This is a genomic window from Myxococcus virescens, from assembly GCF_900101905.1.
Classification (GTDB): Bacteria; Myxococcota; Myxococcia; order Myxococcales; family Myxococcaceae; genus Myxococcus; species Myxococcus virescens.
In genome coordinates this window covers 309629-334082 of record NZ_FNAJ01000003.1, presented here as the reverse complement: position 1 = coordinate 334082, position 24454 = coordinate 309629, and the positions used below count along the sequence as shown (strand labels likewise).

At 70.0% G+C, this 24454-nt stretch carries 22 protein-coding genes; 10 read left to right on the top strand and 12 right to left on the bottom strand.

Annotation, left to right across the window (positions count from 1 at the left end):
* Positions 1-2: 2 nt before the first annotated feature.
* The 7 genes from BLU09_RS11675 to moaD all read left to right on the top strand — a co-directional run bounded on the left by BLU09_RS11675 (position 3) and on the right by moaD (position 6621).
* A complete protein-coding gene (locus BLU09_RS11675; RefSeq protein WP_090489308.1) occupies positions 3-506 on the top strand; it encodes a septal ring lytic transglycosylase RlpA family protein in 504 nt (167 codons plus the stop codon).
* Positions 507-517: 11 nt separating this feature from the next.
* The gene (gene tsaB / locus BLU09_RS11670) at positions 518-1255 is read left to right on the top strand and encodes a tRNA (adenosine(37)-N6)-threonylcarbamoyltransferase complex dimerization subunit type 1 TsaB (RefSeq protein ID WP_186817713.1); all 738 of its coding nucleotides are present in this window, start codon (positions 518-520) and stop codon (positions 1253-1255) included.
* A gap of 52 nt (positions 1256-1307) precedes the next feature.
* The gene (locus tag BLU09_RS11665; RefSeq protein WP_090489304.1) at positions 1308-2342 is read left to right on the top strand and encodes an aspartate-semialdehyde dehydrogenase; all 1035 of its coding nucleotides are present in this window, start codon (positions 1308-1310) and stop codon (positions 2340-2342) included.
* A 125-nt stretch (positions 2343-2467) separates the two neighbouring features.
* Complete coding sequence (locus tag BLU09_RS11660; RefSeq protein ID WP_244171629.1) at positions 2468-3367, top strand: MXAN_2561 family MXYO-CTERM-anchored protein; 900 nt, start codon at positions 2468-2470, stop codon at positions 3365-3367.
* Positions 3364-4092 carry an MXAN_2562 family outer membrane beta-barrel protein gene (locus BLU09_RS11655; protein ID WP_090489300.1) on the top strand — a complete coding sequence of 243 codons (729 nt, stop codon included), beginning with the start codon at positions 3364-3366 and terminating at the stop codon, positions 4090-4092. The genes BLU09_RS11660 and BLU09_RS11655 overlap by 4 nt, the downstream gene beginning before the upstream one ends.
* A gap of 7 nt (positions 4093-4099) precedes the next feature.
* Positions 4100-5932 carry a PKD domain-containing protein gene (locus BLU09_RS11650; protein WP_090489298.1) on the top strand — a complete coding sequence of 611 codons (1833 nt, stop codon included), beginning with the start codon at positions 4100-4102 and terminating at the stop codon, positions 5930-5932.
* Between the two features lie 8 nt (positions 5933-5940).
* Positions 5941-6621 (top strand): molybdopterin converting factor subunit 1, encoded by a 681-nt coding sequence (gene moaD, locus BLU09_RS39875; RefSeq protein WP_090489296.1) that lies wholly within the window; start codon positions 5941-5943, stop codon positions 6619-6621.
* A gap of 9 nt (positions 6622-6630) precedes the next feature.
* Here the strand turns inward: moaD and BLU09_RS11640 are convergent, their stop codons facing one another.
* The 4 genes from BLU09_RS11640 to BLU09_RS11625 form a co-directional block, all read right to left on the bottom strand.
* Positions 6631-7434, bottom strand: a complete 804-nt coding sequence (locus BLU09_RS11640; RefSeq protein WP_090489294.1) for a hypothetical protein — start codon at positions 7432-7434, stop codon at positions 6631-6633.
* A 48-nt stretch (positions 7435-7482) separates the two neighbouring features.
* Positions 7483-8745: a CmlA/FloR family chloramphenicol efflux MFS transporter gene (gene cml / locus BLU09_RS11635; protein WP_090489292.1), complete on the bottom strand. Its 1263-nt coding sequence runs from the start codon at positions 8743-8745 to the stop codon at positions 7483-7485.
* A gap of 350 nt (positions 8746-9095) precedes the next feature.
* The gene (locus BLU09_RS11630) at positions 9096-10400 is read right to left on the bottom strand and encodes a M50 family metallopeptidase (protein WP_244171628.1); all 1305 of its coding nucleotides are present in this window, start codon (positions 10398-10400) and stop codon (positions 9096-9098) included.
* Positions 10401-10415: 15 nt separating this feature from the next.
* Positions 10416-10838 carry an NUDIX domain-containing protein gene (locus tag BLU09_RS11625; RefSeq protein WP_090489290.1) on the bottom strand — a complete coding sequence of 141 codons (423 nt, stop codon included), beginning with the start codon at positions 10836-10838 and terminating at the stop codon, positions 10416-10418.
* Positions 10839-10899: 61 nt separating this feature from the next.
* Between BLU09_RS11625 and BLU09_RS11620 the strand changes: the two genes are divergently transcribed.
* From BLU09_RS11620 to BLU09_RS11610, 3 genes are all read left to right on the top strand, one after another.
* Positions 10900-11394 carry a hypothetical protein gene (locus BLU09_RS11620; protein ID WP_090489289.1) on the top strand — a complete coding sequence of 165 codons (495 nt, stop codon included), beginning with the start codon at positions 10900-10902 and terminating at the stop codon, positions 11392-11394.
* 55 nt (positions 11395-11449) lie between these two features.
* On the top strand, positions 11450-13405 hold the full coding sequence (acs, locus tag BLU09_RS11615) for an acetate--CoA ligase (RefSeq protein ID WP_186817712.1): 1956 nt from the start codon (positions 11450-11452) through the stop codon (positions 13403-13405).
* 295 nt (positions 13406-13700) lie between these two features.
* Complete coding sequence (locus BLU09_RS11610; protein WP_090489286.1) at positions 13701-15056, top strand: aminotransferase class I/II-fold pyridoxal phosphate-dependent enzyme; 1356 nt, start codon at positions 13701-13703, stop codon at positions 15054-15056.
* A gap of 25 nt (positions 15057-15081) precedes the next feature.
* Here the strand turns inward: BLU09_RS11610 and BLU09_RS11605 are convergent, their stop codons facing one another.
* From BLU09_RS11605 to BLU09_RS11570, 8 genes are all read right to left on the bottom strand, one after another.
* On the bottom strand, positions 15082-15711 hold the full coding sequence (locus BLU09_RS11605; protein WP_090489285.1) for a histidine phosphatase family protein: 630 nt from the start codon (positions 15709-15711) through the stop codon (positions 15082-15084).
* 41 nt (positions 15712-15752) lie between these two features.
* Positions 15753-16388 carry a hypothetical protein gene (locus BLU09_RS11600; protein WP_090489283.1) on the bottom strand — a complete coding sequence of 212 codons (636 nt, stop codon included), beginning with the start codon at positions 16386-16388 and terminating at the stop codon, positions 15753-15755.
* The gene (locus tag BLU09_RS11595; protein WP_090489281.1) at positions 16385-17266 is read right to left on the bottom strand and encodes a ribonuclease HII; all 882 of its coding nucleotides are present in this window, start codon (positions 17264-17266) and stop codon (positions 16385-16387) included. Before BLU09_RS11595 ends, BLU09_RS11600 begins: the two co-directional genes overlap by 4 nt.
* Positions 17267-17540: 274 nt before the next feature.
* Entirely contained in the window at positions 17541-17924 is a 384-nt protein-coding gene (locus tag BLU09_RS11590; RefSeq protein WP_244171627.1) for a carboxypeptidase-like regulatory domain-containing protein, read from the bottom strand.
* Between the two features lie 44 nt (positions 17925-17968).
* Positions 17969-19435 carry a tetratricopeptide repeat protein gene (locus BLU09_RS11585; RefSeq protein ID WP_090489277.1) on the bottom strand — a complete coding sequence of 489 codons (1467 nt, stop codon included), beginning with the start codon at positions 19433-19435 and terminating at the stop codon, positions 17969-17971.
* Positions 19436-19446: 11 nt separating this feature from the next.
* Positions 19447-21222, bottom strand: a complete 1776-nt coding sequence (locus BLU09_RS11580; protein WP_090489275.1) for a M61 family metallopeptidase — start codon at positions 21220-21222, stop codon at positions 19447-19449.
* Positions 21223-21252: 30 nt separating this feature from the next.
* Complete coding sequence (locus tag BLU09_RS11575; protein WP_090489273.1) at positions 21253-22671, bottom strand: RsmB/NOP family class I SAM-dependent RNA methyltransferase; 1419 nt, start codon at positions 22669-22671, stop codon at positions 21253-21255.
* Between the two features lie 130 nt (positions 22672-22801).
* Positions 22802-24436 (bottom strand): metallophosphoesterase, encoded by a 1635-nt coding sequence (locus BLU09_RS11570; RefSeq protein WP_090489271.1) that lies wholly within the window; start codon positions 24434-24436, stop codon positions 22802-22804.
* Positions 24437-24454: the final 18 nt, after the last annotated feature.

Here is a 24454-nt window from a genome sequence, read left to right as displayed (position 1 = left end):
GCATGCGAGGAATCGCCGTTGCCGGACTGCTCTGCTTGGGTTTCACCTCCGCGTGCGCCTCGCGCGCGGCCAGGCCCGACCCGGTGGAGGAACCCGTCCGCCCGTCGAAGTCGCCGAAGTCCCGCGGTGGTACGCCCGGCGTGACGCGGCGCGAGCAGATGCCGCGCTCGTACCTGGGCGAAGGGTTGGCCTCGTTCTATGGCCCCGGCCTGCACGGGCGGCCCACCGCGAGCGGGGAGCGCTTCGACCAGGAGGCGATGACGGCCGCGCACCGCAAGCTGCGCTTCGGCTCGTGCCTGCGCGTGGTGAACATGGAGAACGGGCGCGCGGTGAAGGTGCGCGTGAATGACCGGGGGCCCTTCATCGACGGGCGCATCGTGGACCTGTCCAAGGGCGCCGCCCGGAAGCTGGGCATGCTGGACAAGGGCGTGGTGCGCGTCCGGCTGTACCGCTGCCAGGACCGGGTGTCGGAGATTCCGCAGGAAATGTGGGCCGCGCCGGTGTAGTGAGCCGTCCCATGTTTCTCTCGCTGGACACCTCGACGTTGACGTTGTCGCTGGCCCTGGTGGAGCGAGCGCCGGATGGCGCGCTGCGCACGCTGGAGCACGTGGTGGTGGGGCCGCCGCGGAAGCAGAGCGAGCTGCTGCCTGGCATCGTCGGGGAGCTGCTCGAACGCCATGGCGCCACGCTGCCCGCCCTGGAGGGACTGGTGGTGGGCCTGGGGCCGGGCTCCTTCACGGGGCTGCGCATCGGCCTGGCGACGGTGAAGTCGCTGGCCTACGCGACGAAGCTGAAGGTGGCCGGGGCCTCGTCGCTGGCGGCGGTGGCGCTGGAGGGCCCCGAGGGCGTGCCGCTGTACTGCCTGGCGGTGGCACGCAAGGACGACCTGTACCTGGGGGCCTACGTCCGTCAGGGCGGGACGGTGGAGCCGCTGGAACCGGAGACGGCCATGTCACCCGCGGAGGTGGCCGCGCGCATGGCCGCCGAGCCCCGGGCCGTGGCGCTGGGGCCCGCGCTGGTGGACTACCGCGCCGCCCTGGAGTCGCAGGGCGTGGCGCCTCACCGGCTGCTGGCGGCGCCGGCCTTCCCGTCGGCGGTGGCGCTGGCGCAGCTGGCGCGCTTTCCGGAAGCGCAGTCGCTGGACGCGCTCTTCGCCATGGAGCCGCACTACGTGCGGGCCTCGGAGCCGGAGCGCAACCCGAAGTTCCCGCCGCTGCCCGGGCCGGCGCCCACCGCACGGTTGAAGGAAGACTGAGCCGCCTCGTGGTGCTCGCGCTCCCGGCCTCCGGTGGCGTAAAGGACGCGCCATGAGAGACGACTTGACGATTGGCGTGGTGGGCGCGACGGGCGTGGTGGGCCGCGAGGTGCTCGCCGCGCTGTACGCGCAGGACGTGCCCGCTGAACAGGTGCGCGTCTTCGGCTCCGAGCGCTCCAAGGGCATGGAGGTGGAGTACGGCGAGGACTCGCTCGAGGTGGAGCAGGCGACGCCGGACGCCTTCCGGGGTGTGAAGCTGGTGCTGCTGGCCACGCCCGCCGAGGCCTCTCGCACGCTGGCTCCGGCCGCGCAGGCCGCGGGCGCGTGGGTGGTGGACGTCAGCAGTGCCTTCCGAGGTGACGGCAACGTCCCCATGGTGCTGCCGGGCTTCAACACGGACGTGCTGGGCGCGGGCTTCACCTTCAAGGGCCGCATCGTGTGTCTGCCGGGGGCCGTGACGACCGCCGCGGTGCACGTGGTGGAGCCGCTGCGGAAGGCCTTCGGCGTGGCGCGCGCGCAGGTGACGGCGCTGATGGCGGCGTCCAGCGCGGGTGTGCGCGGTGTGGCGGAGCTGGAGAAGCAGACGGCGGACCTGCTGTCGGGCCGCGAGCCGGAGCCGCACGCCTTTCCCCACCGTGTGGGGTTCAACCTGGTGCCGCAGGTCGGCGGCTTCATGGTGAATTCACCCTGGACCGAGGAGGAGGGCGGCTGGACGCTGGAGGCGGCCCGGCTCTTCTCGTCCAAGGGCGATGTGCCCGTCATCGCCGGGACGGCGGTGCAGGTGCCTACCTTCTACGGCCACGGCCTCACCCTCAACGTGCAGCTCAAGAAGGCGGGCCCGGTGGAGCAGGTGCGCGCGGCCCTCAAGACGTCCGGGGCCTTGAAGGTGCTGGATGTGCCCGGTGAGCGTGTGTACCCCATGCCCATGCTCGTCACGTCCGACCCGGCGGTCCATGTGGGCCGGGTGCGCGCATTCCCCCAGGCGCCGGAGTGGGTGACGTTGTTCGCCTCGGTGGACAACGCCAGCCGGGGCGCCGCCCTCAACCTGGTGGAAGCCGGACTCCGCCTGGCCGAGCGCCCCGCCTGACAAATTGGCAAAGCCTCCGTGGCCGTCCTGCCTGTTTGGCGCGGCGGGACGGCCCTCCCGGAGTGATGCCCAGCGGACGGGAATGCGTTTCATGTGGCCTCCCGCTTGCTAGCCTGGGCGTACCCATGCGCCTCACTCTCGTTGGCCTCTTGCTCTTCGCGTCGACTGCCCTGGGGCAGACCGTGACGTTTTCAGCCACGGGCGACATCATCCAGAACGATCAGATTGTCGTCTCCCAGGAGAACTGCGGCTTGGACCGCACGGTCAACTGGACGCGTGTCGCCGGCAATTGCGACGTGCTCCACCTCTGGCTCTCGAACGAATCGAGTTGCACGGGGGCGCCAGGGGCGGGCGACCTGTCTCTCGACGAGATCTCGGTAACGGATACTCGGCTGACGGGGTCGGTGACCTTCAACGCGTCCGAGGCGCTGGTGGCGGACGGCGCCAAGTGCGAGTCGCAGACGTCAACCAAGACGTTCCGGCTGTGTGCTACCACCCGACGTCCCTTGGGGATTGGTTGCGAGGAGTCGTTCACCTCGATTGGGTCGCCCTCCAACCTCAGCTTCATCTATGACCCGGAGCCTCCCGCAGCGCCGGAGACCCCGAGCGTCACGGGGCTGGACGCCGCGCTGAGTGTCTCTGTCAAGGTGCCGAGCGACGCGGTGTTCATGGAGGTGCAGGTCCTTCAGTTCGTTCCGGGCGAGGACGGTGGTGTGGGCGCGGGTGAAGTGATTTCGACGAAGCGGCAGGTTTCGTCGAACGCGGTCTTCCGCATGGATCAAGGGCTCGAGAACGGCGTCGAGTATGCCGTCCAGGCAATTGCCATCGACAGGGCGGGTAACCAAAGCGAACCTTCGCCCGCTGCGACAGGGACGCCCATTGCAAGCAACGGCTTCTACCAAGGGTACCTCGGAGCTGGCGGCACGGAGACGGGTGGCTGCGCCGCGGCGGGTGGTGGCATCACGGGATGCGCGATGCTGGCGTCCCTCGGAGTCTGGCTGTCGTCGAGGAGGAAGCGGTCATGAGTCGGGCATCGGCCCTGGGAGTCGTGGCGCTGCTCGCCACGCTGCCTGCCTGGGGGCAGGACACGGTAGTGGTGGAGGAGGAAGTCTCGCTGCGCTCGCCACGTTCGGGCGGCATTCAATTCCGCTTGGGTGGCTACAAGCCCCTCATCGACGAAGAGCCCGGCCTCACGGGTACGCCGTACCAGGACTACTTTGGCGGCGAGTCGCTGCTGACGTTCGAGGTAGAGCTCCAGCGATACTTCTACCAGGGCGTGGGTACGGCGGGCGTGGGCTTCTCAGCGGGCTACGGCGAGAAGTACGGAACGGCGAAGCTGGCCTCCGGTGCGGACGCCGCGGAGCGTACGGCGCTGCGTCTGATTCCCCTGAGCCTCAACGCCTTCTACAAGTTCGACTACGCCGCCTTCGAATGGGGCATCCCGCTGGTGCCCTACGGCAAGCTGGGGCTCATCTACACGCCTTGGTGGATCCTCAAGGGCACGGGCACTGAGGCCGTGGGGGGCAACCGGGGCTCGGGCGGCAAGTGGGGCTGGGGCGCGACGGGTGGCGTGGCCTTCATGCTGGACGTCCTGGAGCCGCGCTTCGCGCGCGACTTCGACTCCGACCTGGGCGTCAACCACAGCTACGTCTTCGCCGAGTACACCTATGCGGATGTGGACAACTTCGGCGGGCCGGGGCTGAACCTGTCGAACCGGCGCTGGATGTTCGGACTGGCGCTGGACTACTAAGCGGCTCATGCCGCTCATTCCGCGCCGCCCTGGGTCTCTTGTCGCGCTCCTCCTGTTGACGGTCGCCGTGGGCCCCTGGGCCTCCGGCTGCCGTCGCGCGGTGCGGCCGGACCTGGGGCAGGACCGGACGGTGGAAGCGGGCGTGCCGGTCGACCTCGGCTCGCAGCGCGAGGACGCCACCGCCGTCACCTGGGACTTTGGTGACGGCAGCGACGCCCAGACGGCGCCGTGGGTGTCCCACGCGTTCTCCCGGGCAGGCGCCTATACCGTGCGCGCCCTGCACGAGGGCGAGGAGGTCGGCCGCGTCCAGTTGACGGTGGTGCCTCGGCCCGTGCTGCGCGCGGTGCCCGCCAGCGCGCGCACCGTCATGTGGCTGCCCGAGCTGCGTGGCCACGTGGAGCAGTTGATGGACTTCTACGCGCGGCTCGTGGGGCCGGAGAACGCGCGGCGGGCCGTGGAGTCATCCCCGCTGCTGCCACTGCTCTTCGCGGACCTGGAGAACGGCGCCGGCTCGGTGGTGGACCCCGACGAGGGCTTCGGCTTCTTCCTGCTCCCGGAGTTCGACGGCGTCGTGACGCTGCTGGGCATCACGGAGCCAGAGGCGGCCCTGAAGGCCGTTGCCGGTGAGTTGGAGCGGGCGGGGCACGGCGTGATGCCGCAGCCGGACGGGTCCGCCACCGTGGAGCCCGCGTCAGGCGGGCCCCCGATGTTGCTCTTCGAGGACCGAGGCTACCTCTATCTCGCCGTACCAGAGGGGCTGGAGGAGCCCGACGAGGGTGAACCTCAGCAGGCGCAGGTGCTGGCCATTCCCGACGCGGAAGTGGCCCGCCAGGCGGTGCGAAGCCTCACGGGGCCGGGCATCTCCGAGGACGTGCTCCTGACCGAGCTGCGAGGGAAGGTGGCGAGCGGCAGCATGTACCTCTTCTCCGGGAAGCAGCCCGGAGTGGCGCCTGAGGAAGAAGGCACCCACCCGATTCGCGGCTTCGCCGCGTCGCTGGCGGTGAAGCCGGAGCGGGTGGACCTGGATGGCTTCCTGTCCTCCTCGACGCCGTTGTTCCAGGGCGCCCGTGCGCCCGCGTCGGCGTTGCTGAAGGACGCGGAGCTGGGGCCCATCGCCGCGGCGCAGGTTTCCGTGCCGCCTGAGGAACTGGCGCGGCTGGTGTTCGGTGCGCCGGGCTCCGAGCGCCGCGAGCGCATGGTGGCGTCCTGGCGTCGTGAGGGACTGGATGTGGAGGCGCTGCTCAAGGCGCTGCGCGGCGACGTGGTGCTGCGCGCGTACTTCGACATCCCGGCCTTCTTCCGCAACTTCATCCGGAACAAGCGGCCCGACATCAAGGGCTCCATCGTGTTCGAAGCGGGGCTGACGGAGTCGGAGCCCGTGCGGGCGCTCGTGCAGAAGCAACTGGAGGACTCCGTGCTGCGCTACACGACGCAGCAGGAGGCGAATGGCACGCTCTTCCGGACGCGGATTCGGGAGCATCCGGTGGAGCTGCGCATCACGCCCGAGCGCGCCAGCCTGATAGCGGGGGAGCTGCTGCAGGGCCGTCCTCGCGGAGACGTGGGCGCCGAGCTGCGGGAGCGCTTCGGTGGTGAGGCCTTCAGCTCGGGCCACGTGTCGGTGATGGTGGACCTGGGCCGGCTGCGCGCGGACCTGCGCGCGGCGGAGAAGGTGCCCGGAGTGCCCAACATGTTGCTCGGGGCGACGAAGGCGCTTTCGGGGGCGCTGCTGGATCGGATCACGCCGCTGGACTCGGGCTTCCTCGACTTCAGCCCGGTGGAGGGCGGGGGCCGGCTCAAGGGACGCCTGTCCTTGCGCGCGGATCAGGAGGCTTCGCGTTGAGCGGGGGCATGGCGGACGCCGGGAACGTGCGCATCACCGTCCTCTATTTCGCCGCGGCTCGCGAGCGCACCGGGCAGGTGCGGGAGTCCCTGGACTTGCCCGAGGGCTCGCATGTGCGGGACGTGTTGCGGCTGCTGAGCGCGAAGTACGCGGCGCTGGCGCCACTCCTGCCGCACCTTCGTGTGGCCGTGGACCAGGAGTTCGTCGGTCCGGATGCCCCGGTGCGGGATGGGGCGGAGCTGGCGCTGATTCCCCCCGTGGCGGGAGGCGCACCTGGGAAGTTCCTGGTGGTGGACCGGCCCCTGCGGCTGGAAGAGGTGGTGGAGGCTGTCAGCGGGGAGTCATACGGCGGGCTGGTGACGTTCAGCGGCTCCGTGCGGAACCAGACGAAGGGCCGCCGCGTGTTGCGCTTGGAGTACGAGGCCTACGCGCCCATGGCGGAGAAGAAGCTGGCGGAGATTGGGGCGGAGGCCGCGGAGCGGTTTCCCGGCGTGCGCGTGTCCATCATCCATCGCGTGGGAACGCTGGTACCCGGCGAGCTGGCCGTCGTCATCGCCGCGGCGTCGCCGCACCGGAAGGAGGCGTTCGGTGGCTGTGAGTACGCCATCGAGCGGCTCAAGCAGGACGTCCCCATCTGGAAGAAGGAGTTCTTCGAGGATGGGGAGGTCTGGGTCGGCCTGGGGCCCTGAGGCGCCGCCTCAGCGGACGCGCAGGAAGGCGGGGACCGTGACGTCGTCACCGCCGTCGGGCTGCATGCTGAGCTCCTCATCCGTGAGCGGACGCAGGGGCGTGTCCAGGCCCATGGCCTTGCGGCGCGCGGCTTCCTTGTCGGCGGCCATCTTCATGGCGCGGACCTTGGATTCCTCGATGCGCTGGGGCGTGGGGCCCGCGATGAGGAAACCCACGGGCAGGCTGAGGAAGAGGATGCTCACGATGATGAGCCAGCCGAAGTCCTTCCACTGGAGCCGGTTGACCTGCTCCTTGACGACGGAGCCTTGGATGCGCAGCGAGAGCTCGCCTTCCGAGAGGCGAAGCGTCATGCCCTCCGCGAGCTCCACGGTCGTGCGTCCGTCGTGCTGGCGCAGGTCCGTCTGCGGCACGGCGGCATAGGCGTTGCCTTGGATTGCGCGCTCGGCACGGGCCGCGGGCGGCAGGTGGATGCGCCAGCCCTGATCGGTGCGCTCGGCGAGCAGGAACGGCTCTTCGGGCAGGGTGAAGCCGTAGAGCGGTAGTGGTGCCGTCTCGTCCGGGGCGGCGTGGACGTTCGAATGCTCCGGCCCATAGCTCCACGCCTCGGACAGATTGTTGCCCCAGTACAGCTCACAGAAGAGTCCACCGCCTGCCTTGGTGTTCATCGCGGGGGGCAGCATAGGGCCTTGCATGGCTCGCGGCTCCTTCATCGTCCAGGAGACGTCTTCCGAAAGACGGCCGACGCCCGGTTGGTCCCTGGACAGCCGGGAGGCGGGCAGGGTTCCGTCCCAGGCGGGAAAGAAGGAAACCACCGCCGCGCCGCGGGAGCAGGCCCCCGCGGCGCGGTTTGGGGACGTCTGCTAGGGGGCGTCGGGGCTTTCCGCCATCGCGGGCTTCGTCAGGACGCGTTGTCGGCGCTGGAGGCGCTGAAGCGCCATCAACGTCACCCCTGCCATCAGGGACGCGTATCCCACCAGGGGCCACGCCGTGTCGCCATCCAGCAGGACGACCATCAGCGTGCCGAGGACGCCGACGATGAGGCTCTGGATGCAGAAGTAGAGCGCGACCGCCGTTCCCGCCACATCGCCAAAGGCCTGGAGTGCGCCATTCGCGGTGACGGAGACGGAGAACACGATGCCGACCGCGATGAGCCACATCGGCGCGACGAACGTCCAGAACGACGGCGTTGCCAGGAGCTGTCCGGCCGTCAGCAGCCCCGCCCCGAGCAGCAACATGCCCATGCCCCGCGTGAGGCTTCCCGCCAACCCCCAACTCCCCACGAAGCGCTTCGCGAAGCGGGTCGTCAGAATCATCGCGAGCGCGGCGGTGGCGAAAGCCAGGCTGAACCCGAGCTCGGAGAATCCGGCCTGACCGATGAGCACCCGGGGCGCCGTGGAGAAGAACACGAAGAAGGAGCCCATGGCCGCGCTGAAGCCCAGGGTGTACGTCCAGAACGTGGCGCTGCGCAGGATGTGCCGGAACGCGGGACGCGACTGGAGGCCCTGCGCCGGGCGCGTCTCGTGCCACCGTGGCAAGGCTTGCAGCAGTGCCGCCGTGGCCACGACTCCGAGCGTGATGAAGATGGCTCGCCATCCCCAGCGCTGCATGAGCAGCGCCCCCGCGATGGGCCCGAGCGCGGGGACGAAGGCCAGCATGGCGCTGAACAGGCTGTAGAGGGTCGCGCTCTCGGGGCGCTCCGCATAGACATCGCGGACCGTCGCGAACGTGGCGACGAGGGCCGCGGATGCCCCCATGGCTTGGACGAGCCGAAGGCCGACGAACATCGCGGCATCCGAGGCCCCCGCGAGCAGGAAGGACGTGACCGCGAACAGGAGGGCGCCTGTCAGGAGCACTCGGCGCCGGCCGATGCGGTCGGAGATCGGGCCAAACACCATCTGGCCGAGCCCAAGCATCGCCAGGTACAGGCTCAAGGTGAGCTGGACGATGGCGGGTGAGGTGTTGAGGATTCCGGGCATCGCCGGAACGACTGGCAGGTAGATGTCCATGGCCAGCGAGGCCAGGAGGTCGAAGGGCGCCATCAGCAACAGCGCTGCTGGCACAGCGTGATTCCACGACGGGGCTTTGAAGTCAGGCACGATTGCATCCGCACAAATGAGGAACATCTGGCGGCGCTCTGCCTCTCCACGGGTACCGGGATGAGCTGGGGCAGATGGCCGCGGCAACGATTGACGTGTCGCCGCGGCTCACTCATCTGCGGATACGGTGCTTCCCATCTGGCTGGCTCCCATGCGGCGCGTCTGCGCTCGAAGGTCGGGGCTGGGTGTCGCAATCACGACGGTGCTGAACAACCGTCCGCCGTGACCGGACGGGACGTAGCCGCCGAGTCTTCCTGACATGAGGTGCAGCGCGCGGTGGCTGATGGCGTGGCAGGCGGGGGGCTGGCACCGCGTGTGGCTGCTCCCGGTCCGTGGGGGCCGGCAGGCGCGGCACCAGGCGCACCACCGGAAGCTGCCTACGTCCCCGCGTCAGCTCCTGCCACGGCTGGGCCCGTCGCGGCAGGACGGGTGCCCGTTCCAGTGCTCGCAGCGGTTGTCCGAGCAGGCCCGGCCCCCGCCGTCGTGCCCGCAGCGGCCGTCCCGGCAGGCGTGGCGCCCGCCGTGTCGCCTCTCTTCTCCGGCGCGCCAGGCGCCTGAACAGGAGCGGGGGCCGTGCCCTTCGCGGAAGCGGACGCCGCAGGCGACGGCTGTTCTGTCCCCGCATCCTGAGCCGGCGTGTCCTCCATGCCGAACCGCGCCGGCAACGCGCGCCGAATCTCCGCGGTCGCCATCAAGACCACGGCCACGGCGATTCCCAGGAACCCCACCGTCTGCGCCACCGTCTCCACGCGAGGGGGGATCCGCCGGCCGCTCGCCGCCTCGACCAGGAGCAGCACCACGCGGCCTCCATCCAGCCCGGGCACGGGCAGCAACGTCAACAGCGCGAGCACCACCGACGCGGCCACCAAGGTCCGCAGCAGGGCATCCGTCCCGGACGACATCGCATCCGCGGACTCCTGCCGCACCAGCGCTCCGGGGCTCGCCGCGTCCGCGCTCTCCAGGCCGTGCTGCATCATCCGCTTCAGCAGCGCCACGCCTTCCTCGGCCACCTTGACGGTGTGCGTGAACGAATGGCTCAGCGCCTCACCCGCGCCGTGCGCCTTGTAGACGTACTGCTGGCTCACCCCGATGCGGCCCGTGCCCCGTTCATCCGGCCGGGGCCGCACCACCACCGAGCGCGCATCGCCGCCGCGCTCCACGCCCAGCTCCAGCGGGACACCTGGTGCCGCGCCCACCTTCTCCACGAACTCCGACCAGCTCCGCAGCGGCTGTCCCGCGACATTGACGATGCGGTCCCCCGGCAGCAGTTGTGCGCGCGCCGCCTCCGAACCCGGCTGCACCGTCCCCACCGTCAGCGGCACCACCACGTGCGTGCCCGACGTGTACAGCGCGAACAGGACACCCAGCGCGAGCGCATAGTTGGCCAGCGGCCCCGCCAGGATGATGAGGATGCGCAGCAGGGGCCCGCGTGCGGCGAAGCCCGCGGCCTCGTCCGCGTCCGCACGGTGCGGGTTCATCCCCTGCAGGTGCGCCGTGGCGCCCAGGGGCACCGCCGCCACCACGTACTGTGTCCCCCATAGGCGGAAGGACACCAGCGGTGGACCGAAACCGAACACGAAGCGGGGCACCCGCACACCGAGCAACCGCGCGGCGATGAGGTGCCCCAACTCGTGGAGGGTCAGCAGGCCTCCCAGGGCGAGCAGGACGAGCGCGTAATGCATCCTCCCGCGCCGCTCCTAGAGCTTCCGCCGCTGTCCGGTCCGCTTGTACGTGACGTAGTCGGACAGGATGGTGTCGTGGTCGAAGCACAGGTCCTTCGGCAAATCATTCACGCGGAAGGCGCGGGCCTCGGCCGCGTCGTCGGCGCCCTGCGGTTCGCCCTCGGCCGAGCCGATGTAGACGGTGGAGATGTTGTGCTGCCGCGGATCCCGCCGGGGGTCCGAGTACGTGAAGAACTGCTCCGACAGCTTCACGTGAAGTCCCGTCTCTTCCAGGACCTCGCGCACGGCGGCGACGTCGAGCGGCTCGCCCTCATCCACGAAGCCACCGGGCAGCGCCCAGCCGACCGGCGGATTCGCACGCCGGATGAGGACGATGCGTTCACCGGGCAGCTCGATGATGCAGTCCACGGTGGGCTTGGGGTTGCGGTATTCGAGCATGACCCCCAGTCTACCCGCTGCCGTCACGCTCGCACTTCCTAGATGCGTGCCGTGGAGTATTGTGCGCGCCGTGTCGACTCCGAGACGCCATCGCCTCGTCCTCTCCGGTCTGCTCCTGGCCTGCCTGGCGGGCTGTCTGCCCCACGTCCAGGAGCCGGGTGATTACGTCTTCGAGCCCGTCGAGGTCCTCCGCGACGATTGCGGCCTGCTGGAGACCAACCGCAACCAGCTCTACGGCACCCTGCAAATCAGCGGGCGCGTCGTCCGCCTGGACTTCGGTTTCCTGGACAGCCACCTCGTGGGCTATTTCCTGGAGGATGGAGACCACTTCTCCATCGATGGGAGCGTGGTCAAGGCCGCCGCCGAGGTGAATGGCCAGGAGTGCCTGTTGGATCAGATCAACATCCACATCGACGGTACGACGCAGTGCGAAACGCAGTTCAATGGGGTGCTGCGCGTCCGTTACGACACGCGCCGCCCCGACGAATGCGTGTGCGAGATGTGGCTGCGCTACGAGGCCGTCAAGGAATCGAAGCGCTGTGACACGGAGGGTTGAGCCGCGCGCTCCGCGTTCCTAGAACAGGGTGGCATTGTCCACGCTGGAGGAACGCATGGCGGCTTCGAAGCATGAGATTCACTCGGTCCTGACGGAAGCACGCGTCTTTTCGCCGCCAGAGGCGTTCGCCCGGCGCGCGCACATCCGGAGCATGGAGCAGTACCAGCAGCTCTGGGACGAAGCCGCGAAGGACCCTGACAAGTACTGGGGCGACCGCGCCCGCGAGGAGCTGTACTGGAAGGCGCCCTTCCAGACGGTGCTTGACTGGAAGCCGCCGCACGCGCGGTGGTTCGTCGAGGGCAAGACGAACCTGGCCTACAACTGCCTGGACCGGCACCTGGCCACCCGCAAGGACAAGCCCGCCATCCTCTTCGAGGGGGAGCCCGGCGACCGCCGCAGCCTCACGTACGGCGAGCTGTCCACCGAGGTGAACAAGCTGGCCAACGCGCTCAAGTCGCTGGGCGTTCGGAAGGGGGACCGGGTGGGAATCTACCTGCCCATGGTGCCCGAGGCCGCGGTGGCCATGCTGGCGTGCGCTCGCATTGGCGCGGTGCACTCGGTGGTGTTCGGCGGCTTCTCCGCGGAGGCGCTCCACGAGCGCATGAACGACGCGGGCGCGAAGGTACTGCTCACCGCGGACGGCGGCTGGCGCAAGGGCGCGGTGGTGCCGCTCCTGAAGAACGTGGAGGCGGCGCTGCCGCACATGCCCACCATGGAGAAGGTGGTGGTGCTCCGCCGCACGGGGAGCACGCTGGAGCTGTCCGGGCCCAAGCTGGTGGCGTGGGACACGCTGGTGAGCGGGCAGTCCGCGGAATGTGAACCGGAGTGGGTGGAGAGCGAGCACCCGCTGTTCATCCTCTACACGTCGGGCTCCACTGGAAAGCCCAAGGGCGTGCTGCACACCACGGGCGGCTACGCGGTGAATACGTCGCTCACCACGCGCTGGGTGTTCGACCTGCGCGAAGACGACGTCTACTGGTGCACCGCCGACGTGGGCTGGGTGACGGGCCACTCCTACGTCGTCTACGGCCCTTTGATGAACGGCGTCACCACCATCCTCTACGAAGGCGCGCCCACCCAGCCGGGACCGGACCGCTTCTGGGACATCATCGAGCGGTACAAGGCCACCATCCTCTACACCGCGCCCACCGCCATCCGCGCCTTCATGCGGCTGGGCGAGGAGCCCGTGCGCAAGCACGACTTGTCCTCGCTGCGTCTGCTGGGCAGCGTGGGCGAGCCCATCAACCCCGAGGCGTGGATGTGGTACCGCGACGTCATCGGCGGGGGCCGCTGCCCCGTGGTGGACACGTGGTGGCAGACGGAGACGGGCTGCATCATGGTGTCGCCGCTCCCGGGCGCCACGCCGACGAAGCCCGGCTCGGCCACGCTGCCGCTGCCCGGCATCCACGCGGAGATTCTGGACCGAGAGGGCAACAAGGTGCCGCGAGGGCAGGGCGGACTGCTCTTCGTCACGCGCCCCTGGCCCTCCATGTTGCGCACGGTGTACGGCGACCCGGACCGCTACGTGCGCACGTACTTCAACGAGCTGCCCGGCATGTACTTCACCGGCGACGGCGCTCGCACGGATGCGGATGGGTACTTCTGGCTGATGGGCCGCGTGGATGACGTGGTCAACGTCGCCGGCCACCGTCTGGGCACCGCGGAGGTGGAGAGCGCGCTGGTGGCGCATGAAACCGTCGCGGAGGCCGCCGTGGTGGGCCGTCCGGACGACTTGAAGGGCACCGCGCTGGTGGCCTTCGTCACCCTGAAGCAGGGCCACACGCCGTCCGACGCGCTGAAGAAGACGCTGGCCGCCCACGTGGGCCGCGAGATTGGCGCCATCGCCCGGCCGGACGAAATCCGCTTCGCGGAGGCGCTGCCGAAGACGCGCTCGGGGAAGATCATGCGCCGGCTGCTGCGCGACGTGGCCGCGGGCAAGCAGGCCTCCGGGGACACCACCACCCTGGAGGACCTCAACGTCCTGGCCGCGCTGAGGCAGAACGACGACTGACGGACACTTGCTCGCACTTCAGGGCAGGGGGCGTCAAAATCCACCGCTGCCCTGGGGTGAAAAAACAGGATTCGTCGTTTTTTGCCCGGACAATACGTGCCTATCTGGGTATTTCGCGCCTGTTTCAGCCTACGCAGCACATCCGGTTGAGTCGGAACAAACGAATACAGCGGAGCCGTCAGGGTAGGCCGGTTGACACTGGAAAGATGCAGAGGCATTAAATGCGCCGCTCGCCCCCCTCCCCGAGCGCCGCGCCTCTCGTTGACAGCGCGACCTTTCCCCCTGGACGTGCTTCATGGATTTCCGAGCTCAACTCGACTCGCCGCTCTTCACCCACTTCATCTCCCATTACGCGCAGCCGACGGGACCTGACCTGCTGGGGCGGACGGAACCCTTCTTCGAGTGGCAGGAGTCGCGGCGGCAGGCGGGCCTGTGGCCGTACTCGCGAAGCCTGGAGGCGGCACCGAAGGCGGAGTGTGGTGTCCGCAGCGAGACGGGGGCGGCGCGCCAGGGGCTGAACTTCGGTTCGCAGGATTACCTGTCGCTGTCCACGCACCCGGCGGTGGTGGAGGCGGCCCAGCGGGCCATCCAGGACTACGGGTTGCACAGCGCGGGCTCGGCGATGCTGGGGGGCAATACGACGCCGTCGCTGATGCTGGAGAAGGCGCTCGCGGAGCACCTGCAGACGCCGCACGTGGCGCTGTTCTCCACCGGCTGGGGTGCGGGCTTCGGCGTCATCGCCGGGCTGGTGCGTCCCGATGACCACGTGGTGCTCGACGCGCTGTCGCACGCGTGCCTCCAGCAGGGCGCCGCCGCCGCGACGACGAACGTGAGCCGCGTGCCGCACCTCAACAACCGCGCCATGCGGCGCAAGCTTCAGGAGATTCGCGCCCGCGACACGCAGAACGCGGTGCTCGTCGTCACCGAGGGCCTGTTCTCCATGGACTCGGACGTGCCGCGGATCGAAGAGCTCCAGTCCATCTGCCGTGAGTACGGCGCGACGCTGCTGGTGGACGTGGCCCATGACCTGGGCGCGATGGGGCCCCGGGGGACGGGCAGCCTGGGCGTGCAGGGCCTGCTGGGGAAGGTGGACCTGGTGGTGGGCGCCTTCTCCAAGACGTTCGCGAGCAATGGCGGCTTCGTGGCCACGCGCTCGCCGGCGGTGCGCCAGTTCATCCGCATCATGGGCGGGCCCCACATCTTCTCCAACGCGCTGCTGCCCATGCAGGCGGCGGTGGTGCTGGAGTCGCTGCGCATCGTCCGCTCGGAAGAGGGCGACGCGCTGCGCGCGAAGGCGCGGGAGAACATCCTGGCGCTGCGCGGAGCCTTCGAGGGGCGGGGCGTGACGTGCCTGGGCGAGCCGTCCAACGTCGTCCCCGTGCAGGTGGGCGACGCGAAGGTGGCGCGGCTGGCCTCGAAGAAGGTGTTCGACCGCGACATCTTCGCCAACCTGGTGGAGTACCCGGCCGTTCGCTTGCGCGAGACGCGCTTCCGCATGCAGGTGATGGCGTCCCACACGCTGGAGCAGGTCCAGCGGGCCGCCGACGGGGTGTGCGACGCCATCGAGGAGGCCCGCGCCGAGCTGGAGGTTCGCCCGGCCGCGACGCGCGCGTCCCGCCGCGACGAGCAGCGCCCGCAGGTGGAGCTGTAGCCACCACGCGCGTCCGCGCGGGCGCTCAGGTGTCGTCGAGGCTGGCGGCACGCAGGTGGGTGACGTCACCCCACGTCACCAGCCGCCACGCACCTTCGTGGTAGTCGAATTGGTTCCACCCGGCGTTGAGCACGGAGAAGGTGCGCGGCGCCGCGTGCGGAATCCCCAGGCTGTGGCGGAACAAGAGGCTGAGCACGCCTCCGTGGGTCACCACCACCAGCCGTTCGCCCCGGTGGCGCGCGCCCAGTTCCTCCAGGCACTCCACCGCGTGGCGCAGCCGTTGGGACGTGCTCTCCCCGCCGGGGACGATGTAGTCCGGCGCGCCACCGGAGTACGCGGCGAATATGTCCGGGTGCTTCTGGCGTGCCTCGTCCCGGGTGAGGCCTTCCAGGATGCCCAGTCCCCGTTCGCGCAGGCGGGGGTCGGTCTGGACGGTGTGGCCCGTGCGGGTGGCGATGCGCCGCGCCGTCTCCTGCGCCCGTCCCAGGTCGCTGCAATAGAGCGCCGAGAAACGGACGGGCGCCAGGCGCGCGGCCAGGGCATCCGCCTGGCGCAGGCCCACGTGGCTCAGGGTGCTGTCCTGATGTCCCTGGAGGCGCCCCAGGGAGTTCCACTCCGTCTCTCCGTGACGGAGCAGGATGAACTCGGTCGTCATGGACTCAAGCGTCGCTTTGGCGCGTCGCCTGAGTCCAGCACTCAGCGCGTCCGCTCCAGGTGGGTGATGCCTTCTTCCAACAGCGCGGCCACGCCCCGCTTCACGACGTGCACCACCTTGTGGCTGTAGGCCGGCCCACCGTGCGTGTAGTGGCCGCTGACCTTGTGGTGCAGCTCCGTGGCGCCCCACACCAGCACCAGGTCCGCCCAGTCCAGGTCGCTGCGGGCGCGGTCCGCCGTGCGGCGTTCCGTGCCGTCCACCATCCGCAAGTCAATCTGGTGGCCCAGCTTCGCCTCCAGCTCCTCGCGCACGGCCGGCGAGCCACCCACCACCACCACGCGGCGCACGCCGTAGCGTTGGCAGGCCTCCACGAAGGCCACCTCCGCGCGGCGGTTGGCCGAGCCGCCACAGCGCTCACAGTGCAGCCGTGGCTCGATACGCATCGGCTCACGCCCGCTGGCCTGCGCGACCTTGAGGCACGCGCTGTCCGCGCACACGGCGAAGAAGCGCCCCGTCAGCAGCTCCGCCGCCTTGAGCAGCTTGGGCTCGCTCATTCGCTGGCGGCCGGGGCGGGTGAGGCCCACTTCCTCCAGCACCGCGCGGGTGCGAGCGCGGGCCTCGGGCAGGGTGATGCCTCGCGCGGCCATCCACTCGTCGATGTCCCGGTCGGCGCTCATGACTTCACCCCTGTCCGGGAAGGGGCCTCGGGGAACAGCTCCGCCTGGAGGGCGGAAGGCGGTGAGCCGGTCGGCAGGCCCAGGGCCTCGCGCACCGGCGCGAAGCTGCGTCGGTGGATGGGCAGCACGCCCTTTTCACGCAGCGCCTGCAGGTGCTGCGGCGTGGGGTAGCCCTTATGTGCGGCGAGCCCATAACCCGGGTACTGGTCGTCCAGCTCCGCCATCCAGCGGTCACGCGTCGTCTTCGCCAGGATGGAGGCCGCTGCGATGCTGAGAGACAGTGCGTCCCCCTTGATGATGCCCTTCTGCGGCACCGAGCACTCCGGCACCGTGCGAGCATCCACCAGCAGGTGGTCCGGCTTCACCGACAGCCCCTCCACCGCGCGGCGCATGGCCAGCAGGCCCGCGTGGTAGATGTTGATGCGGTCGATCTCCTCCACCTCCGCGCGGCCCACGGCCCAGGCCACCGCGTCGCGCTTGATGGCCTCGGCCAGCGACTCGCGCTTCTCGGCGTCGAGAATCTTCTTCGAGTCATCCAGCCCCTTGAGCCGGAAACCCTTGGGCAGCACGGCCGCGGCGGCCACGACGGGCCCGGCCAGCGGTGCCATGCCCGCCTCGTCCACACCCGCGATGTGCGTGTGGCCCTGCTCCCAGAGCTCCGTCTCGAAACGGAGCAGCTTGCGCATGCGCTGGCCCTCCGCGCGGTTCTTCTCCTGGCGTGAACGGATGCGCCGGGCGAGCGCATGCGCGCCCGCGCGCGGGTCCGCGTCCAACGCCTCCAGCAAGCCGGTGGGGACGGGGTTGGCCTGGGTGACGAAGCGCGCGGTCAGCTCGGACAGCGCGCACTGAAGCAACTGTTCCACGGTGTCTGCGGACATGATGAGGGCCCGGACCTACCTGGAACGTGGGCTGACAGGACCCCTTGCGCGGGGAACGCGCTCGCAGCGGCAACACATCCCCGCGGCCCCGTGCTCGGAGGAAGCCGGCTGGAGGGCCCCCCTGGACGCAGGGGAGGCCAGACGCGGGGAAGGCTGACGAGCGTCACGCATGTCACCAGCCGTACTCCATGGGCGGGTGGAGCACAACCTCCCTCGCGTTCATTCAGATGAATCCATGAAACAGCGGTTGTCTCAGCGTCGCGCGGGGCGGGTCCTACGGATTGAGCTGGAGTTGGAGGGTGGCCGGCTCTGGCTGGCAGTTGCAGGCGTCACACACCCATTCCACCTGCTGGGCCGCGGACACCTTGGCGCCCGCGGTGGCCACGACTCGCACCGCGCTGGGCGCGAGCGATTCGTTGATGGCGGTGCTGACGCCCTGGTCGTCTGTCACACCGGTGATGCTCACGTTGGAGGTCACGTTGGTGCCGGTGACTGTCGCCCCGCGCACGCGCGCGCCCTCCGCCGACAGCACCTCCACCTTCAACGACACCTGCTCCGCCTGGCAGTCGTCCACCGCGCGCTCCATGCGAGGCGCCTGGTCACATGCCGCGAAGAGACCGAAACCGATGAGCCACGAAAACCAGCGTGCGCGAACCATGCCGTGAAGGGTGATGCTGGCGTGCGAGCGCGGCAACGTCTGTATCAGTCGGAAGTCGGAGACACGCGTTCACTCGCGAAGCGTGCCGCTGCCGTGTCTGGGTAACGGTGGAGCACGTAGCGGTAGACTTCTTCCGCGCGCGGCGCGTCGTGCATCCGTTCACCCAACACACGCGCCAGAAGTACCAACGCACGGGGGGCGGTGGGCTCATCGGGCGCCGTGTCTGCCGCGGATTCCAACGCCGCTACCGCCAGTGGGAAATTTCCTTCCACGGCCGCGGCCTGTCCGACGAACAGGTGATGCTCCGGGGGCACACGCAGCCGCGGTTGCTGCTGCACGGTGGCATACAGCGACATCGCGAGTGGAACATCGCGGGCGTTCACCGCGGCCGCCAGCGCCTCCAGGGTGTCGTCGTTGGCGCTTCCCGTCTCGGTGGCCGTCGCCGCCGCTCCGGTGAAGGGAATGGGACCGGCTTCGCGCAGGGGCGGCGCCCTGCGGCTCGGTTGTGCGTCGCCCAGCACGGGGTCCAGGTAGTCTTGCTCGAGGCCATACCCCAGCGCATCGCCCCGCGTGTACAGCAGCAGTCCCACCACGTGCGCGGCGGTGAAGGGGATGACCAGCGTGACGGCTTCGGCCAGCACGCGTGAGATGACGAAGAGGTCCAGCATGCGCAGCAGCAACGCCACCCCGTGCGTCATGAGGTGGAGGACGCCCAGGCCCACCAGCGTTCCGGCGACCAGCGTGTAGTCCCGGCCCAGGCGGCGGACGATGCGAAGGGTTCCGGGCACGTCGAACAGGGTCAGCAGGGGCTGGCGCGCGGCGGTGATGAGGAGCGCCGCGGGCAGCCAGAGGACGCCGAGCAGCAGCAGGCCGATCAGCACCGGATCCACTGTCAGCAGCCCGGGGGTGTCCAGGCCCCGAATCCACGCGCCGAGCGCCGAGCGCCCCTCTTGGAGGAGCGGGCGCAGCACGGTGACGTAGAGGAACGCGGGCATCCAGACGATGGCGAAGGTCACCACGCCGCGGAGGCCGGGGAGGACCGCGTCATGGAAGTAGTCGCGGTAGTCGGGCGAGCGCAGCGCCGTCTCGCCGCGCGCCGAGTCCCGCGCGAGCGTGAAGAAGGTGCCCCAGAAGACGCCTCCGTACATGGTCAGCGGGATGAGGGCCGAGAAGGAGATGGCCAGCTCCACCAGCCACCGGAGCGCCGCCAGGAAGACGCTGACCGCCACAATGACCTGCGAGCCGGACGCGGTGAAGACATAGCGCCACGCGCCCTTGAGCCGCTGCGCCACGGACACCCGGCTGCGGGAGGTGAGCAGGGTCTGCGCCACGTCGCCGCAGCGCTCGCACGCCACCAGCTCCACCGTCTGGGCCCGCCGGCCCACCACGCAGTCAGGGCAGAGCGTTTCGTTGCACCTCTCGCAACGCCACCCGGCCACGGTGGTCCGATGCCGCTGGCAGCGGGGCAGGGGCGCATCCGGTGGAATGATGTTGGGCGATGAGGGGCTCATGGCCCCCAAGCCTACGACTGCCCAGGGGACTCTTCCCAGGGGCTTCCGAGCCACGCCTGATAGGCGGCCTTCTGGGCGTCGGTGGGGCGCTCCACGCGGGACAGCCACGCCGCCTCCGCGGGCTTCGTCCCCAGCACCACCGGGATTTCCAGCAGCCGGTCGCGGCGGAAGACCGTGAGCCGCACCGTCTCGCCGGGCCTCCGCTCCTCGCAGCGGGACAGCAGGGTGGCGCCGTCCACCTTCCAGCCATTCAGCGCGACCAGCTCGTCCTCCACGTAGAGCCCCGAGTCCTGTGCGGGCGAGCCATCCATCACCACCGCCACGGTACCACTGCCCCGCGTGGTGACGCCCAGCCAGCCCTTGGGCTTGCCTTCCCCCGCCCGGCCTCGCGGCGGCGTGCCTCCCTTGTCGCTGGCGGCCTCGCGCGGACGGAAGTTCAGCTCCAGGCCTACGTGGGAGAAGACGGAGTAGTCCAACGGCTGCGTGGTGCGCAGCGCCCGGTCGAAGAAGGGCGTCAGGTCCACACCGGCCACCTCGCTGGCCACGGCTTCGACGCCGTCCTCGGGAACGCCGGAGCCGTCGCCGTAGCGCTGCCACAAGATGCGCACGACGTCATCCAGGCCACGGGCGTCACCGGTGGCGCGGCGGATCTCCAGGTCGAGCAGCGCGGAGACGACCTCGCCCTTGAGGTAGTAGGAGATGGCGCTGTTGGGCGAGTTCTCATCCGGGCGGTAGTGCTTCACCCAGCTCACCAGCGACGCCTCCGCCAGCGTCTGCACGCGCCGCCCCGGCGTGGCATGCAGCGCGGTGAGCGTTTCGCCCAGGCGCGTGAGGTAGCGCTGCGCGGACATCAGCCCGGCGCGCCGCACGAAGAGGTTGTCGTAGTACGCCGTGGAGCCCTCGAAGGCCCACAGCAGCGAGGTGTAGTTCTCCTTCGCGTAGTCGAAGGGCACCAGCGCGCGCGGCTTCACCCGCTTGATGAACCACAGGTGGAAGTACTCATGCGCCACCAGGGTGAGCAGGTCCTCCCAGCCGCGGTGGGTGGAGAGTCCGACGCGGGGGAACAACAGCGCGGTGCTGGCTTTGTGCTCCAGGCCGCCCCGGCCCCGGTCCGTCAGGTACAGCAGGATGAGGTAGCGCGGCATGGGCAGGCCGCCGAACACGCGGGCCTGGCATTCGCAGATGCGCTTCAGGTCCGCGCACAGCCGCTCCGGGTCCTGCACCGTGTCGCCCCACACCACGACTTCGTGCGGCACGCCCTCCACACTGAAGGTGAGCGGCGTGTGAGGGCCGACCTCGAAGGGGCTGTCCACCAGTTCGTCGTAGTCCTGGGCGACGAAGGTGCTTGCGCGCTGGCCCAGCGCGCAGAAGGTCCGCCAGCCGGGGGGCGCGTCCACCGTGACGTGATGCTCCAGCCCGCGCGTGTCCTCCGTGTAGAGGAACGTGGCGGCGCCGTTGAAGTAGGCGTGTGAGCCGTCCAGGTGGTTGGTGCGCACCGTCAGCTCGTTGGCGTAGACGCGGTAGCGCAGCGTGACGGCCACGCCCTTCGCGTCCACCCGCCAGGTGCGCTTGTCCGCGCGCCGCACCGGAAGGAGCGTTCCGTCCGGCGCATGGGCCGTCATGTCCTGCACCTGCCGCGCGAACTCCCGCACCATGTAGCTGCCGGGCGTCCACACCGGCATCACGGCGTCCAGCACGCTGGCGCCTCCTGGAAAGGAGGCTTCCACCTCCAGCAGGTGCGTATGCGGCCGGGGCATGGAGACGCGGTAGCGGACGGCACGGTGCATGAGCAGTGTCTCTCTCCCCCCGGCCGCAGGTTACTTCGCGCGGACGAGGACGGCGCCGAAGAATCCGTCGGTCCCGTGGGTGTGAGGCGCCAGCCGGAGGAAGGGGCCGGGGCCGACCTTCTCGGCCAGCTCCGCTCCCAGCAGCTCCGCCACCGGCTTCACCGTGAACTCGGGGTGCTTCGCGAGGAAGTCCTCCACCACGTTCTCGTTCTCCTCCCGCAGCACGCTGCACGTGCCGTAGATGAGCCGGCCGCCGGGCTTCACCAGCGTGGCGAAGCGCGCCAGCAGGGCCTTCTGCCGGCCCACGTGCATCTCCAAATCCTCCGGCGTGAGGCGGTAGCGCGCGTCAGGCTTGCGGCGGAAGGTGCCGGTGCCGCTGCACGGCGCGTCCACCAGCACCCGGTCCGCCTTGCCCTTGAGGGGCGTCAGCGCGGCGTCGGCATCCGGGCCCTCGTGGGGGATGAGCTGGGCGCGCACGTTGTGCACCCCCGCGCGGCGCGCGCGCTTCTTCAGGTCCTCCATGCGGCGCTCATCGATGTCCAGGGCGTGCAAGTCACCCCGGTTCTTCATCTGCGCGGCGAGCTGCAGCGTCTTGCCGCCGGCCCCCGCGCACGCATCCACCACGCGCGTGGGCGGCGCATCCACCAGCATGCCGAGCAACTGGCTGCCCTCGTCCTGGAGCTCCAGCATGCCTTCGCGGAAGCTCTCCAGGGAGAAGGCGTTGATGCGCGTCTCCAGCACCAGGCCCATGGGCGACAGCGGCGTGGGCTTGACGTCCACCGTCTCCGCTTTCAGCCGCTGCGCCAGCGCGTCGCGGTCCCCCTTGAGGAGGTTGGCGCGGGCGACCAGCGGGGCGCGCTCGTTCATCGCCTCCGCGGCGCGAGCGGCATCCCGGCCGAACGTCTGGAGGAAGCGGTCGGCGAGGAAGTCCGGCAGCGACGCGGCGATGGGGAAGCGCTCGCGGGCGGGCAGGGCCTCCAGGGCGGCGGCGGCTTCGGGAAGGGCACCCAGGGCTTGCGCATCCGGGGGCGCCAGCGCGGACTGGCGGGCCACCAGGCCGTGGGGCTCGCCGTAGAGGACGCGCGAGGCGGCCAACCGGAGCACGTCCTGGCGCGAGGTCTCCAGGCTGTCGAAGCGCGGGTGGGCGCGAGACAGCAGGAAGTCCACCGTCCGCTGGCGGCGCAGCAGGCCGTAGACGCGCTCGGCCACGGCGCGGCGCTCGTTGGAGTAGAGGTTGGCCTTGCGGCGCAGGGTGAAGTCCAGCGCGCGGTCGGCCATGCGGCCCTCGTGCCGGACCGAGCCGTACGCCTCCAGGCAGGCCTGGAGGACCAGGTCTTCTCGCAGGGGCCGCTCGGGCCGCTCGGAGGGGGAGGGCTTCTTCCCGGACGGAGCGCCGGACTTCTTCGGGGCCGACCGCGAGTGCGGGCGGGACTTGCGTTGGGTGGCCATGACGGAATGCGGCTTTGCATTCCTCGGGCCGGGTTGACAAGCGCGGAAAGCAAATCCGCCCCGGCGGACGCCCGCCCCGCCGCCGTGTGACGTCAGGAGGAGGGAGCGGGGGACCTGGGGCGGGGAGGCCCTACTCGCGGCGCCGGTGGAGCAGACCCGCGGCCAGCAGGGCCAGGGCCGCCGGGAGGAGGGTGGCGGTGGGGCCCGCGGCGCAGCCACCGCTCGAGCTGCTCATGCCGTCATCCGGGGTGCCGGGAGAATCCGGAAGCCCCGGGCGGGGATTCGGTGAGCCCGGGTCCGTCGTGCCGGAGTCCGGCGTCTGGGGCCCCTCACCGGGAGTCTCCGCCACCTGGACCAGGGCGGTGGCCGTCTGCTTCACCGTGCCCTGGGTGGCGGTGGCCGTCACCGTGTACTGCCCGGGAATCGCGAAGACGTACTCGGCGACCTCGCCCTCGGCCGTGCCACCGTCGCCGAAATCCCAGGTCACCGTGGCGGCCTCGAGGGACGGCGTGGCCCGGAAGAAGGCGCGGTGAGGGGCCACGCCCCGCTCGCCCTCCACGGCGAGCGTCAGCTCACCTTCGGGAAGCTGTTCCTGCGGAGGCAGCTCCTTCTGGAGCGTGAAGCGGTCCACGGTGTCTCCGTTCACCCCGAGCAACTGCGCGGTGAGCGTGCCGTCGACCACCGTCACGTCGAGGAAGCCATAGGCCTGGTTGTCGCGGATGACGCTCCAGTCCGGCTTGCTGCCGGGGAGCTTCCTCAGCGTCGCGCCGCCGCCGCCCACCACGAGGTAGGGGATTCCCTTTTCGCCAGCCCCGGCGATGGCGTCACCCTTCATGGGCTTGCTGCGCTCGTAGTTGTGGTCGTGCCCGGTGAGCACCAGGTCCACGCCGTACTTCTCCATGATGGGGCCGAAGTGGCGGCGCATGGAGAGCTGCGAGCCGTGCTCGCCGCTGGACCAGGGCGGGTGGTGGAAGAAGACAATCTTCCACGGCTGCGTCGACCCCGCGAGGTCCCGCTCCAGCCACGCCTTCTGTGCGTCCCGCGTGCAACGGTCCGCCGACGCCAGTCCCACGGCGCAGTTGGAGTCGAGCGCCACGAAGTGCACGTGGCCCCAGTCGAACGAGTAGTAGCGCTCCGTGCCCTCGGGGTTGTTGGTGGGCAGGTAGAGGTTGTCCAGGTAGGGCTGCCCCTGGTTCGTCACGTACTCATGGTTGCCGAGCGCCGCGAAGAACGGCACCTGGGCCAGCAGGGCCTCCATGGGCACGAAGAGGTTGTTCTGGATTTCCGCCTCGGTGCCATCGGCGTAGGCGTTGTCCCCCAGCGCGACGAACAGCTCCGCCTGCCGCTTGACCATGGCCGCGGCGACCTTCTTCTGGTTCGAGCCGCCCGTGCCAAAGTCGCCCACCGCCACGAAGTGCACGCTGCGGGTCCCTGGCACTGGCGCGGTACGGAATCGATTGAGCGGCGTGCGTAGGCCACAGGCCGACACCTCGTACGTGTACTCGGTGCCCGGCGTCAGCCCAGTCAGCACCACCGCGTGCACCTGCCCGCCGTCCTGGGAGACAGCCGACTGGTTGGCTGCTCCTTCGCCGTAGCGCACCTCCGCCTGGCAGTTGGCCGCGAGCCGGAAGGCGATCGTCGCCGTGTCCGGCCCGACCTTTTGCAGATAAGGGTCTCGATACAGCGTCCCCGCCCTCACGGTGCTGGCCAGCAGCATCAGCGCGGCCGCCCAGGGGGCAAGGTGAAAGGGGGTCTTCCGGTGCATGCGGCCTCCTCCCGAACA